Origin of the sequence: Devosia sp. LjRoot3 (assembly GCF_964252865.1) — a bacterium.
Lineage (GTDB): Bacteria > Pseudomonadota > Alphaproteobacteria > Rhizobiales > Devosiaceae > Devosia.
Genome location: NZ_CAXUPK020000001.1, coordinates 95,486 through 109,456 on the forward strand (window position 1 = coordinate 95,486; position 13,971 = coordinate 109,456).

14 protein-coding genes, 1 tRNA gene and 1 pseudogene are annotated in these 13,971 nt (G+C 63.0%); 2 read left to right on the forward strand and 14 right to left on the reverse strand.

The annotated features are described in order from the left end of the window. Nucleotides 1–15 precede the first annotated feature (15 nt). Both ACSQ2A_RS00455 and ACSQ2A_RS00460 read right to left on the reverse strand, forming a co-directional pair. The gene (locus ACSQ2A_RS00455; RefSeq protein ID WP_436070645.1) at nt 16–954 is read right to left on the reverse strand and encodes a 2-hydroxyacid dehydrogenase; all 939 of its coding nucleotides are present in this window, start codon (nt 952–954) and stop codon (nt 16–18) included. 75 nt (nt 955–1,029) lie between these two features. Next, nucleotides 1,030–1,770 carry a c-type cytochrome gene (locus ACSQ2A_RS00460; protein ID WP_436070646.1) on the reverse strand — a complete coding sequence of 247 codons (741 nt, stop codon included), beginning with the start codon at nt 1,768–1,770 and terminating at the stop codon, nt 1,030–1,032. A gap of 257 nt (nt 1,771–2,027) precedes the next feature. Here ACSQ2A_RS00460 and ACSQ2A_RS00465 point away from each other — a divergent pair, with 257 nt between their 5' ends. Together ACSQ2A_RS00465 and sthA are read left to right on the forward strand one after the other, a co-directional pair. Further along, nucleotides 2,028–2,855 carry a prephenate dehydratase gene (locus ACSQ2A_RS00465; protein ID WP_436070647.1) on the forward strand — a complete coding sequence of 276 codons (828 nt, stop codon included), beginning with the start codon at nt 2,028–2,030 and terminating at the stop codon, nt 2,853–2,855. A 152-nt stretch (nt 2,856–3,007) separates the two neighbouring features. Further along, the gene (gene sthA, locus ACSQ2A_RS00470) at nt 3,008–4,477 is read left to right on the forward strand and encodes a Si-specific NAD(P)(+) transhydrogenase (RefSeq protein WP_436070648.1); all 1,470 of its coding nucleotides are present in this window, start codon (nt 3,008–3,010) and stop codon (nt 4,475–4,477) included. 33 nt (nt 4,478–4,510) lie between these two features. Here the strand turns inward: sthA and ACSQ2A_RS00475 are convergent, their stop codons facing one another. The 12 genes and pseudogenes from ACSQ2A_RS00475 to ACSQ2A_RS00530 all read right to left on the reverse strand — a co-directional run bounded on the left by ACSQ2A_RS00475 (nt 4,511) and on the right by ACSQ2A_RS00530 (nt 13,791). Continuing rightward, complete coding sequence (locus ACSQ2A_RS00475) at nt 4,511–6,031, reverse strand: TolC family protein (protein ID WP_436070649.1); 1,521 nt, start codon at nt 6,029–6,031, stop codon at nt 4,511–4,513. Next, complete coding sequence (locus tag ACSQ2A_RS00480; protein ID WP_436070650.1) at nt 6,031–8,019, reverse strand: FUSC family protein; 1,989 nt, start codon at nt 8,017–8,019, stop codon at nt 6,031–6,033. The genes ACSQ2A_RS00475 and ACSQ2A_RS00480 overlap by 1 nt, the downstream gene beginning before the upstream one ends. Continuing rightward, on the reverse strand, nt 8,000–9,043 hold the full coding sequence (mdtN, locus tag ACSQ2A_RS00485) for a multidrug transporter subunit MdtN (protein ID WP_436070651.1): 1,044 nt from the start codon (nt 9,041–9,043) through the stop codon (nt 8,000–8,002). Before mdtN ends, ACSQ2A_RS00480 begins: the two co-directional genes overlap by 20 nt. Then, entirely contained in the window at nt 9,043–9,324 is a 282-nt protein-coding gene (locus ACSQ2A_RS00490) for a YtcA family lipoprotein (protein ID WP_295416698.1), read from the reverse strand. The genes mdtN and ACSQ2A_RS00490 overlap by 1 nt, the downstream gene beginning before the upstream one ends. A gap of 101 nt (nt 9,325–9,425) precedes the next feature. Further along, a tRNA-Phe gene (locus ACSQ2A_RS00495) sits at nt 9,426–9,501 on the reverse strand. A 137-nt stretch (nt 9,502–9,638) separates the two neighbouring features. Next, entirely contained in the window at nt 9,639–9,806 is a 168-nt protein-coding gene (yacG, locus tag ACSQ2A_RS00500; RefSeq protein ID WP_436070652.1) for a DNA gyrase inhibitor YacG, read from the reverse strand. Next, nucleotides 9,806–10,444, reverse strand: coding sequence for a Maf-like protein (locus ACSQ2A_RS00505; RefSeq protein WP_056314141.1), 639 nt, complete (start codon nt 10,442–10,444; stop codon nt 9,806–9,808). The genes yacG and ACSQ2A_RS00505 overlap by 1 nt, the downstream gene beginning before the upstream one ends. 114 nt (nt 10,445–10,558) lie before the next feature. Further along, complete coding sequence (infA, locus tag ACSQ2A_RS00510; RefSeq protein ID WP_035082742.1) at nt 10,559–10,777, reverse strand: translation initiation factor IF-1; 219 nt, start codon at nt 10,775–10,777, stop codon at nt 10,559–10,561. Nucleotides 10,778–10,852: 75 nt separating this feature from the next. After that, nucleotides 10,853–11,332, reverse strand: coding sequence for a hypothetical protein (locus ACSQ2A_RS00515; RefSeq protein WP_295416913.1), 480 nt, complete (start codon nt 11,330–11,332; stop codon nt 10,853–10,855). A 6-nt stretch (nt 11,333–11,338) separates the two neighbouring features. Continuing rightward, nucleotides 11,339–11,812, reverse strand: a pseudogene (locus tag ACSQ2A_RS00520) (UPF0262 family protein); the annotation flags it as partial. An 8-nt stretch (nt 11,813–11,820) separates the two neighbouring features. Continuing rightward, on the reverse strand, nt 11,821–13,113 hold the full coding sequence (gene hisD / locus ACSQ2A_RS00525; RefSeq protein ID WP_436070653.1) for a histidinol dehydrogenase: 1,293 nt from the start codon (nt 13,111–13,113) through the stop codon (nt 11,821–11,823). Nucleotides 13,114–13,356: 243 nt separating this feature from the next. After that, the gene (locus ACSQ2A_RS00530; protein ID WP_436070654.1) at nt 13,357–13,791 is read right to left on the reverse strand and encodes a DUF2948 family protein; all 435 of its coding nucleotides are present in this window, start codon (nt 13,789–13,791) and stop codon (nt 13,357–13,359) included. Between the last annotated feature and the right edge of the window lie 180 nt (nt 13,792–13,971).

Consider the following 13,971-nt stretch of genomic DNA (forward strand, 5'->3'; position numbering starts at 1 on the left):
CCAGTGAACTTTCCGTCAATAACCGCGCGCCCGGTCGACAACATTGATGAGGCCCCTGCCTTTCCGATGGTCTTCAACCACCTTCGTAAAGTAGCGCACGCCGCTCCTTTCGTCAGAAATGGCGGCGATGTGGGGGGTGATATAGCAGTTCTCAATATCCCAGAGGGGGCTGCTCTGCGGCAGGGGTTCGACCTCGAAAACATCGAGGCTGGCCGCGCCCAGCGTGCCATCGTTCAGCGCCTTGACGATATCGGCCTCGCGCTGGTGCCCGCCGCGCGCTGCATTGATGATCACCGGTCCACCCTCAAAACTGCCGCGCCGCAGTTTGGAAAAGGTGTCGGTGTTGAGAATGCCGGTCGTGTCCGGGGTCAGCGGCAGCAGGTTGACCAGAATATCGGTGCCGGCGAGGAACGGCTCAAACCCCTCGTCACCGGCAAAGCACTCAACGCCCTCGACCCGCTTGGGCGTACGGCTCCAGCTGCGCAGCGAAAACCCCAGTGGCACGAGGCGACGCGCAGCGTCCTGCCCCAAAACGCCCATGCCCATGATACCGACCGTGGTTTCGCTAGCCGCGGGCGGATAGTACTGGCTCCAGCGGCGCGCCTGCTGGTCCCGGTGGAAGCGCGTATATTGGCGGTGATGCATGGTGACATGGGCCACGACATAGTCGCTCATGCGCTGGCTGAGGTTTTCGTCGACAAAGCGCACGATTGGCACGTCAGGCAGTCGCGGATGCTGCATCAGGGCGTCGACACCGGCGCCGCGCGACAGGATGACCTCAAGCCCGGTCAGGCCATCAAAGGCATCCGGCTGCGGCTTCCAGACAAAGATATAGCGCACATCGGCGGGATCGAAATCGTCACCGCGCCGCACGACCGGATAGGGGGCCAAGGTCTTGCGGAAGGATTCGGCCCAGCTGGCCTCGTCGACATCGGTCACGTGCAGAAGCATCATGGTGGTGGGCCTTCTCAAGAAAAAAGCCGCGCTTTCGGCGCGGCTTGTGCTTTTGGGTCGAAACCGGAACCAGGCTCAGTGCGTGGTGGTCGCGGGCGCAGCGGCAGGAGCCTGGGTGGCCTCGCCGCTGGCAGCCGGCGTACCCTCGACATTGGTCTCAGTCTCGGTGGTCGTCGGCGTCTCGGTTGCGGCGGCCGGCGCAGCAGGCTCGGCGCCTTCCGCTGCCGGAGCGGCTTCGCCTTCAGCCGGTGATTCGGCCGGGGCGGCCTCGGCAGCCGGGAAGGGCACGGGTTCGGGCGACAGGGTCTGGAGATAGGCCAGGATGTCGGCGCGCTCTTCCGGCGAACGAACACCGGCAAAGGTCATCTTGGTGCCCGGGGCATAGGCCTTGGGATTGGTCAGGAACTCATTGAGGTTCTCATAGGTCCAGATATCACCGGCAGCCTTGTGCTCAAGCAGAGCGTCGGAATAGGCAAAGCCATCGGCATGCGCTTCGCTGGCGCCCACGATGTGGTAGAGGTTCGGGCCCTGCTTGTTGGGCTCGCCTTCACCAAAATTGTGGCAGGACTGGCACTTGCGCACGGCCGCGGCGCCGCGTTCGGCGCTGGCGCTGGCGAGGAGCACCCCGAGGGACACTTCGGGCGCAGCTTCTTCGCCGCCGCCGGCTTCGGCCACTTCCGGCTCCGGCAGGGCATAGCCCGGGCCGCGGTCTTCGATTGGGTGGTAGATGGCCTCAGCCAGGAAGCCCACGCCCATGACAAACATCAGTGTGCCAAGGACGGCGCCCATAATCTTGTTTAGCTCAAACGAATCCATTTGGTCTCTCTGCCGGTCCATCCCCGGGTGGACATTGAACGAACCGAACTCAACTACCGGCTTTCAAGAGAAAGCCTGCCTCAACAAGCCCGGTCCGACGCGCGCGGAAGATAGTATTACGCCTCGTGAGGCGCAACAGGGCAATCCCCAGATGCGACAATTCCCCCAATGTCATGCCAATTTAGCCTTGGCAACCTCCGATTGACACCCATAGTCGCCGGGACTAAAGCCCGCAGGGCCAGATGAACGGACATCCCATGAGCAAGAAAATAGCCTTTCAAGGTGAACCCGGCGCCTTCAGCCATGCCGCGGCCGCCAATGTGTTTCCCGGCGAAGAGTTCGTGGGCTGCGTGACCTTTGAGGAAACGCTCAATGCCGTGCAGTCCGGCAAGGCCGACTTCGCCGTGGTTCCGGTCGAAAATTCGCTCTATGGGCGCATCACCGACATTCACCATCTGCTGCCCGAAAGCGGCCTGTTCATCATCGGCGAGACCTATCTTCGCGTCGAAATGAACCTGCTCGGCGTGCCGGGCGCGACCCTCGAGGACATCAAGGCGGTTCAGTCGCTGTCGGTAGCTCTCGGCCAGTGCCGCCGCTTCATCTCCGAAAACGGCTTCCGCACCATCAATGCCGTCGATACTGCCGGCTCCGCCCGCGAGATCGCCCAGAAGGCCGATAAGTCGGTCGCCGCCATCGCCTCGCGCTTTGCCGGCGAAATCTATGGCCTCAACGTGCTCGCCAGCAATATCGAGGACGCCGACCACAATACGACGCGCTTCCTCGTGCTCTCGCCCAAGGAAAAGCTCGCGCCACAGCAGGGCAAGGTGAAGACCACCTTCATCTTCCGCGTGCGCAACGTACCGGCGGCGCTCTACAAGGCCATGGGCGGCTTCGCCACCAACGGCGTCAACATGACCAAGCTCGAAAGCTATATGGTCGGCGGCGCCTTCACGGCGACCCAGTTCTATGCCGACATCGAGGGCCACCCGGACGATGTCAGTGTGCAGCACGCCTTTGACGAGCTAAAATTCTTCACCGATCAGTTCAGCATCCTGGGTGTCTATCCGGCTTCCGAACAGGGCTGATAGAGCCTCGGCTCCGAAACGATTGGTAACACATCTGGGCTAGTGTGCCCCCTGCGCATATCTGCCAGCCCATCCCTGGGCTGGCGTGATCCGGTGCATTCGTGTTGTCATCTCTGCGGCTTAGTCTCTGCCGTCGGATCCAGGGGCCTTTTTTGGAACATTTCGATCTCATCGTCATCGGTTCGGGGCCGGCCGGCCGCCGCGCCGCCGTGCAGGCAGCCAAGCTGGGCAAATCGGTATTGGTGGTGGAGAATCGCCTTCGTCTGGGCGGCGTCTCCGTCCATACCGGCACCATTCCTTCAAAGACCCTGCGCGAGACCGTACTCAACCTCTCCGGTTGGCGTGAACGCGGCTTCTATGGTCTTTCCTATCGCGTCAAAAAGGACATCGAGGGCAAGGATCTCGGCGCCCGCCTGCGGATGACGCTCAACCACGAGATCGAGGTTCTCGAACACCAGTTCAACCGCAATGGGGTGCGCACGTTTGGTGGCATGGCCCGTTTCATCGATCAGAACCACATCGCGGTCGTGGCTCCGGATGGCGATGAGACCCGTTTCGGTTTCGATCATGCCGTGATCGCCGTGGGCACCGCGCCCTATCGCCCGGCCAATATCCCGTTCAACGACCATTCCGTGCTCGACAGCGATAGCTTGGTCTCCGAGCCCCGCGTACCGCGGAGCCTGACGGTGGTTGGTGCCGGTGTTATCGGCATTGAATATGCCACGATCTTTTCCGCGCTCGACGTGCCCGTCACTATCGTCGAGCCCAAGGACACCATTCTCGATTTCATCGATCGCGAAATCATCGAGGAATTCACCCACGATCTACGCCAGCGCGGCGTTACGCTGCGGCTCGGCACCAAGGTCGAAAAGGTCGAGATCGACGAGCAGGGTTGGGCGGTGTCGATCCTCGCCGACGGCCGCCGCATCCGCACCGACATGCTGCTCTACGCAGCCGGCCGCTCCGGCGCGACCGCCAATCTGGGTCTCGAAAATGCCGGTATCACGCCGGTCGATCGTGGTCGGCTGAAAGTCGATCCGGTGACCTTCCAGACCGAAGTGCGCAACATCTATGCGGCCGGCGACGTCATCGGCTGGCCATCGCTGGCCTCCACCTCGATGGAACAGGGGCGCATCGCCGCTCTGCACGCCTGCGGTGCTCCGATGCCGCCGGCGCCGGAATTTTTCCCCTATGGCATTTATGCCGTGCCGGAAATTTCCACGGTCGGCCTCACCGAGCAGCAGGTGCGGGCACAGAACATCCCGTACGAGGCCGGCATAGCCCGCTTCCGCGAGACCTCGCGCGGCCACATTATGGGCCTGCAGTCGGGCATGATGAAGATGATCTTCGCGCTCGATACCCGCAAGCTCCTCGGCGTCCATATCGTCGGGGAGGGCGCCACCGAACTGATCCATATCGGCCAGGCGGTGCTGAACTTGGGCGGTACGCTCGACTACTTCGTCGAGAATGCCTTCAACTATCCGACCCTTGCCGAGGCCTATAAGATCGCCGCGCTCGACGCCTGGAACCGCATGCCGCGGACCACGCCGATCGCCGAGGCCATGGAAGAGCCCGAAATCGAAGTGACGCCCCGCAAGGTGGCCGGCAAAGCGGGTGCCTGAGGCCTCCGCCTGAAGGCGCGACAGAACAATACCCTAGAGACTGTTCGCGTTTGTCAGGCTGCCGGTGGCAAAGGCCAGGGTCGCCGCGGCGACAAAAGCGTCGCTGCGGGCCTGCGCCTGCGCATATTGGGCCTTCAGCAACCCGGTTTGCGCCACGCTGATATCGGCCAGTGTCCCGAGCCCGTTCTTGTAATAGTCGAGCGCCGCTTCGTAATTGGTCTGCGCTGCGTTCACCAGTTCCGCCGCTGCCGCATTGGCCGACAGGCTCGTCCTCAGCACGTCATAGGCGACAACGATTTCCTGCGCTGCAACGCTCTGCAGCCGGGCAAAATCGTGCTGCGAGGCCGCCGCCGCCGACACGGCAGCATCCATGCGCGCCTCCCGCATGCCACCGTCGAAGATCGGCATGGTGACGCCGAGAAGAACGGCGGCATTGGGCTGATTGACATCCAGCGTCGCCGTCGAGCCGAACCGGCTGTCGCTGATCGAATAGCTGCCAAAAGTGCGGTTGACCGTGCCTGTTACCGCCACCTTGGGCAGGAACTCGGCCTGTGCCGCGGCAATCCCTTGTTCGCTTGCCTTCATCTGTGCCAGCGAGGCCTGCACATCGGGCCGGCGCTGCAGGGAAGCGACGATCAACTGGTCGAGATTGGTCGGTACCTGTCGCGGCAGGGATTTGCCGGCGAGGTCCTGCACCTTGATTGACGTCGTGGGCGAAATACCCATGGCGCCGAGCAGGATCGAATAGGTGCTGCGCTCACGACCACTGGCTCCGGTCAGGTCGAACTCGGCCTGGGCCACCTGCTGCTTGGCCTGGGCCACTTCCATCGTGGTCGCGACACCCTGGCCCAGCCGTGCCTCGGCGGCCTCCAACACCACCTTGGCATTGTTCAGCGCCTCGCGATCGATCCGCGTCTGCGATCGTGCGGCGCTAAATTGGAAGAAGGCGCTGCTGACATCATAGATCAGTTTTTGATGCGCCGCGTTGAACCCGACATTGGCGGCAAAGGAGAGCTGTTGGGCGCCAGCCAAAGCCGCGTCCCGCGCACCGAAATCGAACAGCAGCCATTTGACCGCCAGCGATGGCACCGCCTGTGCGCCAGATGTGGTGATCGTGCCATTCGGGACAGTGATGAGCAGCCCATCGATCCCGGGCGCTGTATTGGAGGTTACGGCGTAGCCGGCCAGCACGTCCGCGGTGATGAGTGGCAGATAGGAGGCTTCGGCTATGCCCGTCGCCGCCGCGGCCTCGCGCGCCCGCTGCCAGGCGGCTTGCGTGGCCGGATTGGCGAGCTGCGCGATATTGATGAGCTCGGGCAGGCTATAGCTGTGATTGGGGTCGAGCTTTGGCGCCGCAATCGCGATCGGCATATTTGGGTCGGGCGTGACGCCATAGTCGGCGACGCCCGGATCAGCCGCCGGCTGCCCGGCCGTGCCCCGATAGGGCGTCGTTGCACTTTTTGAGGCCAGATTGAGCGCTGAGCTGGAACAGGCCGCCAGCACAATGACCAGCAGCACTGCGGCGAGACGGGTCATGAGGTGAACGCCTGGCATCAGAGCGCTCCAACCGTGAGGGAAAATCCTTCGAGGAGGTCGCGATAGGACCGGGCCGTCGCTTCGAGATCTCGGCGCCAGGATGCCCGGCGCGGCGCATGTGCAAGCTGACGCTCAAGCCGCGCAAGAGTATCGAATGATCGGGACAGCGACTGGTCGAGCATGGTCATTGCCTCAGGTTCGGGCGCCAGAATAGCCCAGGCGGCATCGTCCAGAAACCGGGCGGCGGACGCTTCCTGTGCAAGCGTTGCTGCTTTCACACAGCGCGGCGCGCCAAAAAGGTAGCGCGGACGATCGCGAAGAAGGCGTAGCCGGGCTATGCCCGATGTTGCTTCCTCACTCGCAGCCATGATGGTTTTTGCATGTGGCAGCAGCGGCGAGCGGACGCGCAGCCGCGAGGCCTCGAAGGCGGAAAGGCGCGCTAGGCGCCGCGCCGCATCGAGTTCGGGGAGGATGCTGGCAAGATTGCCGCCGGCCCGGCGCAGCGCATCGGCGAGCCCTCGCACCGCACGACCGAGATGGAGCGCCGTTCCGGCGCTGACGCTGACCGGCCAGAGCCAGAGGAAAACCACGGTGACCACAACATTGCCGATCAGAATGCCGAGAATGCGATTGGTCGCCACGTCGATATCAAAGGCCGGACCAAAACCCTGCAGCACGCAGAGGAAGAAGGCCAGGGCCATCTGCCAGCCCATATATTGGACCAGGCTCGACCCGTTCGCGACCCAGGCCGCGATAAAGCTACCCGCAGCCACCAGCAGCAGCAAATGGCCGATATCGGTCATGTGCGGCATGAGGAAGACGATGCTGGCAATGCCCATTGCCGCCCCGATGATACATCCGGCAATGCGCAGGGCCGCCTTGTGCAGCGTTTCCCCAGTGCTTCCGAGCGCTACATAGAAGCACGTGATCATGGCGGTGTGGATTTCGAACCAGTTGCGCGCCGTATAGATGCCGTAGGTGATGAACACCGCCAGCATGGTTTTGAGCGCAAACTGCATATAGGCCGGGTTGGTAAATGTATCGGCCGGCTCCGCCGCCACCTTTTCCGGCGGGGGCAGGGGGACGCGACCCGACCAAAGGCCTGCGAGATTTTCGGCCCGCTTCGCCAAGGGTGCCGTGCCCCCTGACGCTGCCGAAAGACGCCAACCGGGGTCGACATCACGCCGCTCTTCGATAGTCCGGGCAAGTCGATCCAGCCCCTGGGCCAGCGTCCGATCCTCTCCTGCCGCCAGTGCTTCGACCAGCAGTGCCTGCACCTCGGGCATCATGGCACCCAGCCGCTGGGCTTCCGCCTTGGAATGAAAGCCGAAGAGCGCACCGAGACGCGCCGGGGAGGCGAGTTCGCTGGCTGGCTCTTCCAGCAGTTCCTGCGCCTCTGCGTCAGCGCCAGCCTCACCCCGGAGCAGCGCCGCGCTCGCACGTAGGCGCTTGCCGATCGACTTTCTGACGAGCGTTGCAGGATTGGGGCCAATCAGCGCATTGACCAGAATGAGCACCGCCATGGGGAAGAACACCACGACCCACATCCAGCTCAATCCGCGCGACAGCAGTTCGGGAATGGGCACGAAATCGTAGAGCGTCATCACGAAAGCGAAGACAAAACCGACCGTCGCCGCAATCGGACCGGCGCGAGTGGCCACGGAAAAATACATGCCGCCAAAAGTGAAGGCGGCCATGAGGCCGAGCCGCAGCATCGGCTCGTCAGCGGCAAATTGCAGGAAGACCAGCCCCAGGAGTATCCCCACCGAAGCGGCAATGATCAGGGCAATGGCGATCAGAATGCCGCTCGCCGCATTGTCGCGGCTGGCAAAGAAGATGAGATAGCAGGAGAGCGCGGCCTCAGGCACCTGCTGGCTCATCGCCAGAACCACCACGAGCACACAGCACAGTGCCATGCGCAGCGAGGCACCCAGCCGGCCCTCATAGGGGCGCAGCTCGTCAAGGAGCAGCGCGGTAAGGCCGTATCTAGTGCGCGTTGCCGTCATCATCTGCGTCCGCCGCGCCCTGAATCACAACGACTGCGGAGGCACCCACGCGCATCAGGTCGGTCGGTGGCTCGTGCAGTTCCACATAGACCGGGAAGCGCTTGGCCACTTTCACCCAGTTGAGCGAGTTCGAAACGATCGGCAGGCCCAGAATGGTGGCGGCATCGGCCGAGCGCACGCCCCAGCCGATGGCGGACACGGTGCCCCGCACCGGCACGCGCGTATTGGCCATGACGAAGACTTCGGCCGCATCGCCCACGGCAATATTGGGCAATTCGGTTTCGCGGAAAAACGCGACGGCCTCCCATTGTGACGTGTCGATCATGGCAAAGACCGTCTGCCCGGTGATGACATATTGTCCCGCCGGCATGGTGAGGCCGGTGACGATGCCGTCAAACGGCGCCCGTACCGTGGTATTGTCGAGATCGCGCTGGGCCAAGGCCACCGTTGCGGTCGCGGTATCGACCTGGGCCTGTCGCGTATCGAGCGTACCGATCACCTGGCTCGCGCCCTGCGATTGCTGCAGCGCCTGGTCGAGGCTGACGAGGGAGTCGTTATAGGTCGTGCGGGCTTGGTCCACCTGTTGCGCCGTCACAAAACCCCGGTCGAGCAGCGGCTCCAACCGTTCCAGGGTTTGCCGCGCGAGGTCGGCATTGAACTGAGCGCGCTCGATCTGCTTTTGCGCGACGTCGGCATTGGACTGTTCGGTGGCGATATTGCGCTCGCCCTGCGCCAGTTCCGACTGGGTGGCGCGCAGTTCTGCCTGCGCCTGTTCGAGCCGCAGGCGATAGGGCTCGGGGTCGATCTGGAAAAGAATGTCACCGGCTTTGACCGCGTCATTGTTGGTGACAGCGATGGAAATGATCCGGCCTGGCACGGTCGAGGAAATCTGGATGACCGGCGCTTCGATCTCCGCCACGTCCGAGCGCGGGCTGGCAAGGCCGGCGCTCCAGGCGAGGTAGATCATCACAGCGGTGCCGATGAAAACAGCATAGCCAATGGCTTTTCCCAAGATCGCGCGCATCACGCCACTCCCGACCAGATCATCCAGAAACCAATGCCGCCGCTGATGGCGAGGCATAGGTAAACCAATGGCGGTGCTGGCAAATGTTCGTCGATCCTGAGGGCGATCAGCAGCGCCCGGATGATCACGGCCACGACAATTCCGCCGACGGCGCAGATGATCCAGGCGGGAAAGAAGGAGCCGAAGATGGGAATGGAGGGCGGGCCGCCGGCGGCGCTGCAACCGGCGAGAGTCAGGGCGCCCGCGATGGCAGCGGCAGGGCGGATTGCGCGTGGCAGCATCGGGGTGGCCTCCCGTTGGTTCCTGCTGATTTACCCGCGCGAAAACGCAACCGGCAAGAGCGGAAGGGCTAGAACGTTGAGAGACAATGAAGATTGGGAGGTGGTGCCCGAGACCGGAATCGAACCAGTGACACGCGGATTTTCAATCCGCTGCTCTACCAACTGAGCTACTCGGGCATCTATTTCGCGAGCCATCGGCTGCGAGCCACGGGCCTTATAGGAGATCGTTTTTGTGCGCGCAAGCGCGAAAACGTCATGTGGATAAAGAGGCTAGTTCGTTAGCAGACTGTTACCCGCGAGCCCGGCCAAAGTGCCTATTCGTCGTCGTTTTCGATGGGCGGCTCGTCATCCCGCGCGGGGATGACATAGGAGCCGGTGAGCCAGCGATTGAGATCGACATCGGCACAGCGTTTTGAGCAGAAGGGCTTGAACTTGTCGACTGCTGGCTTGCCGCAGATCGGGCATTTCTTTTGCGGGTCCATCAGACGCCCGTCAGGCTCGACTGATTGAGCCAGTTGAAATGCACCGGGTAGCCCTCGCCGGCGAGGAGCTGGGTAACCTCATGGAGCGGCAGGCCGACGACGCCGGAATAGGAGCCGGAGAGTTTTACGACGAAGGACCCGGCAATGCCCTGAATGGCATAGCCACCCGCCTTGTCGCGCCATTCGGCACTAGCGAGATAGGCTTCCATTTCGCGGGTGGAGAGGCGCTTGAAGCGCAGGCGTGTTTCAACGATGCGCTGCCGCTTGGCCCCGGAGGGGGTCAGGAGCGTGACGCCGGTATAGACGCGATGCGCGCGGCCCGAGAGCAGGCGGAGGCAATCGGATGCCTCTTCCATGGTCTCGGCCTTGGGCAGGATGCGCCGGCCGACCGCCACCACCGTATCGGCAGCAAGGACGAGAGCGTCGGAGCCGAAACCGGCGACGCGGGCCTTGTGCTGGGCGGTGAGAGCTTTCAGTTCAGCCAGGCGGCCGGCAAGCTTGCGCGGCAATTCGCCTTTTTCGGGCGTCTCGTCGACATGGGCCGGAACCAGATGCTCAGGCTCGATGCCGATCTGGTTGAGCAGTGCAAGCCGGCGCGGCGAGGCGGAGGCCAGGATTAATTCGGGCCTTGAGGCCATGATGACGTCGAGCTCCGCTGAAACAGGACGGCCCTTCGCATGGCTCAGGGCGTTCGTCGCTCAAAACGCTCCACCGAAGCGTTTTGACCACCCGCCGGGTGGTCGCGCCAAACCTTACTTGAAACGATAGGTGATGCGACCCTTGGTGAGGTCGTAAGGAGTCATTTCACACAGCACCTTGTCGCCGGCGAGAACGCGGATACGGTTCTTGCGCATGCGGCCCGCGGTGTGAGCGATGATCTCGTGTTCGTTTTCCAGCTTGACCCGGAAGGTCGCGTTGGGAAGCAATTCGGTGACCACGCCCGGGAATTCGAGCACTTCTTCTTTGGCCATACTTTCTCCTGGGAAGACCCCCGCGAGCGAAACTGCTCGGCGGCGGCCGCAAATTTGGGCGGAACCTACTGCAAATCAGTGGCTTTGTGAACTACCGGAAACCAGTGGTTCCAAACGAGTGCGAACGCGGCGTCTGAGACCGTCGCGAAGTTCGCGATAGGCCGACAGAACTACCTCGCGGCTGCCTTCGACGAGCGAAGGGTCCGGCACCGTCCATTGTTCGATTTCGCCGGCCTCGAGACCCTTGCGGGCCACTGCATCGGGGGCGTCATCGGACAGGGTGATGACGAGATCGAAGCGGTTGGCAACGAGCTCATCGAGAATATGGGGCGTATGGATCGACATATCAATGCCGATTTCTTCCATGACCTCATGCACGAACTGATCGGCCTTGCCACCATTGACGCCAACCGAGCGCGCGATGATGCGGCCGGGGAAGGATTGGCGGGCGAGCGCCGCGGCGATGGGCGAGCGTACCGAGTTCATCGAGCACACGAAAAGCACCGAGGGCAGTTCGCTCGTCGCCTCGTCGATGCGGCTGGCATAGGGCTGCACGGCGCAAATCAAGGTGAAAAGCCGCCGCGCCGTATTGAGATCGATGATGATCTTGTTGTGGAGTCGCGTGCGCAGCAGCTCGGCTGCCTCGTTGTGCATGCCGCGCCGCGCCATGTCGACGGTTTCGATCTGGAACGGCTGCGCGGAGCGGATCGCCTCGTAATAGGCGTCGCGAATGCGGAAATAATCTCGGATCAGCCGGCGGAACGGGGTCAGCGAAATGTAGTGCGCGGCGATCGGCTGAAAAGTTTCGGGGTGACGCACATCGAGCACGATGGAATTGCCGATGATCGAGACGTGGAGGGCATAGGGGCCCTCGGCGGCAACGCGGGCCGGACGAAAACTGTTGGATTCGAGGAGGTCATAAATGGCGATGCGCCATTCATGCACCTCGTCGGGATTTATGGACGTGATCGTATTGGGGTCGAGCGTGACGGTGACCAGACGATTGGTGCTGGAGGCCGCCTCGCTTGTGCCCATCGAAATGCTCAACGGTTGAGCCGAATCGAAATGGAGCGCCCGTGGCCATCGAGCGCTTCGACTTCGGCGATGGTGACCGCCGCTTCGGCAAGGGCCGAGAGCGATGACGGCGTGCAGCCCAGGATCGAGGTGCGCTTGACGAAATCAAGCACGCCGAGGCCCGAGGCAAAGCGCGCCGAGCGGGCAGTGGGCAAGACGTGGTTGGAGCCGCCGACATAATCGCCAATGGCTTCAGGCGTGTGGTGACCCAGAAAGATCGCGCCGGCATGGCGAATGGCAGGGACCAGCGATTGCGGATCGTCGATGGCGAGTTCCACATGCTCGGAAGCGATGCGATTGGCTAGGTTGGTCGCCGTTTCGAGCGAATCGACGGTGATGATGGCGCCGAATTCGTCCCAGCCTTCCCGGGCGATGGATTCCTTGGGGAGGAGGCTTAGCTGCCGGTCGACTTCAGCTTCCACGGCGTCGGCCAGTTTTTCATCCGTCGTGACGAGGATCGACTGGGCGCCCCCGCCATGTTCGGCCTGGGCGATGAGATCGGCGGCGACCCAGGCGGGATTGGCCGAGTGGTCGGCAATGACGAGGACTTCGGAGGGGCCGGCGATGAGGTCGATGCCGACCTGGCCGAACACCTGGCGTTTTGCAGCAGCGACGAAAGCATTGCCGGGGCCCATGATCTTGTCGACGCGGGCAATGGCACTGGTGCCATAGGCGAGGGCGGCTACGGCCTGGGCGCCGCCGACGCGGTAAATCTCGGTGACGCCGGCAATCTGAGCGGCGCAGAGAATAGCCGAAGCCAGTTGCCCATTGGGCGTGGGCACGACCATGGCGATGCGCGAAACGCCGGCGACTTTGGCCGGCACGGCGTTCATCAGCACCGAAGAGGGGTAGGAGGCGAGGCCGCCTGGGACATAGATGCCGACGGCATCGATGGCGGTCCAGCGCGAGCCGAGCGTGACGCCGAGGGCGTCGGTGTAGATGTCATCCTTGGGCATCTGCCGCTCGTGATGCGACTTGATGCGATCATGCGCGGTCTGCAGCGCTTCGCGGACATCTGGGGTGACGCGGGCAGCGGCTTCGGCGATTTCTTCGGCCGAAAAGCGCAGGGTTTGCGGGGTAACGCCGGCCTTGTCGAATTTGTTGGTCAGCTCGGCCACGGCTTCGTCGCCACGGGCGCGCACATCGGCAATGATCCCGGCGACGATATCGCCCACTTCCTGGGAGGCTTCGCGCTTGCTGGCAAGCAGCTCGACAAAGCGGGACTCGAAATCATCAGCGGCGCTGTCGAGGCGTAGAGGCATTGGCGGTCCGGGATAGCGGCGAAGTGGAGTGATGCGATCTATCCCGATGGGGAGTTTGATCGCAAGGGGGGAATGGGTTTGGTCGGGGAGATCGGGGCTCTCGTCACCCCCTCCCTGCCTCCCCCATCAAGGGGGGGCGGTCTGGCGGTTGGGACGAGAGCCAGTCTCAAACTCGATGCAACACCTCCCCCTTGATGGGGGAGGACGGGTGGGGGTGGGGCCCCGCGCGCCGGAGCGCCGCTATCAATCGAGCTTATGTGCCGGCTTTGCCGCCGCGGCCCAGGCTGCCCCAAGATCGGCCAGTCGTGCCTCAAGCACCTCAACCGTCAACCGCACCGTGCCGCCGCCGGCAAAGGTGATTTCTACCACGCCGGAAACGCCATCGGGGGCCGGCGTGAAGGTCAGCGCCAGGAGATTGAGCACACCTTCGGGCGAAGCCGGATCGAAGCCGGCATAGGCGACATTCTCGACGCGGTCGAAATGCAGCCCGGAGCGCTTGCGGAGGCCCTTGCTGCGCGGCTTGTCTTCGGTCCAGTCGTAGCGGTTCATCAACAGGGCAAAGCGCCGGTCGCCGCGGGCATAGCCCATGTCGACGGTGCGCACGACGGCATCCTGCACATGGGCGGAAAGCACGGCGAGATCTTCAGTATCAAGCGCCAGTAGCTTGAGATCGGTCATAGGGTCAGCTCGCGAAATTGGTTCTGCCACATTTGGTCATGCAGGGGCTGATCTACAAGCTTGAGGGGGCGGGGGCAATTGGGGTGGGCGTTTGTCTCACGCACCAGCTTTCCTTCTCCCCTTGCGGGAGAAGGTGCCCGAAGGGCGGATGAGGGGTACGGGGTCTTAGCACTCGCTCCT

Excerpts from the sequence above, each read along its gene's own strand:
- ACSQ2A_RS00455 (WP_436070645.1), bottom strand. The coding sequence starts at position 954 with ATGATGCTTCTGCACGTGACCGATGTCGACGAGGCCAGCTGGGCCGAA.
- ACSQ2A_RS00460 (WP_436070646.1), bottom strand. The coding sequence starts at position 1,770 with ATGGATTCGTTTGAGCTAAACAAGATTATGGGCGCCGTCCTTGGCACA.
- ACSQ2A_RS00465 (WP_436070647.1), top strand. The coding sequence starts at position 2,028 with ATGAGCAAGAAAATAGCCTTTCAAGGTGAACCCGGCGCCTTCAGCCAT.
- ACSQ2A_RS00475 (WP_436070649.1), bottom strand. The coding sequence starts at position 6,031 with ATGCCAGGCGTTCACCTCATGACCCGTCTCGCCGCAGTGCTGCTGGTC.
- ACSQ2A_RS00480 (WP_436070650.1), bottom strand. The coding sequence starts at position 8,019 with ATGACGGCAACGCGCACTAGATACGGCCTTACCGCGCTGCTCCTTGAC.
- mdtN (WP_436070651.1), bottom strand. The coding sequence starts at position 9,043 with ATGCGCGCGATCTTGGGAAAAGCCATTGGCTATGCTGTTTTCATCGGC.
- ACSQ2A_RS00490 (WP_295416698.1), bottom strand. The coding sequence starts at position 9,324 with ATGCTGCCACGCGCAATCCGCCCTGCCGCTGCCATCGCGGGCGCCCTG.
- yacG (WP_436070652.1), bottom strand. The coding sequence starts at position 9,806 with ATGGACCCGCAAAAGAAATGCCCGATCTGCGGCAAGCCAGCAGTCGAC.
- ACSQ2A_RS00505 (WP_056314141.1), bottom strand. The coding sequence starts at position 10,444 with ATGGCCTCAAGGCCCGAATTAATCCTGGCCTCCGCCTCGCCGCGCCGG.
- infA (WP_035082742.1), bottom strand. The coding sequence starts at position 10,777 with ATGGCCAAAGAAGAAGTGCTCGAATTCCCGGGCGTGGTCACCGAATTG.
- hisD (WP_436070653.1), bottom strand. The coding sequence starts at position 13,113 with ATGCCTCTACGCCTCGACAGCGCCGCTGATGATTTCGAGTCCCGCTTT.
- ACSQ2A_RS00530 (WP_436070654.1), bottom strand. The coding sequence starts at position 13,791 with ATGACCGATCTCAAGCTACTGGCGCTTGATACTGAAGATCTCGCCGTG.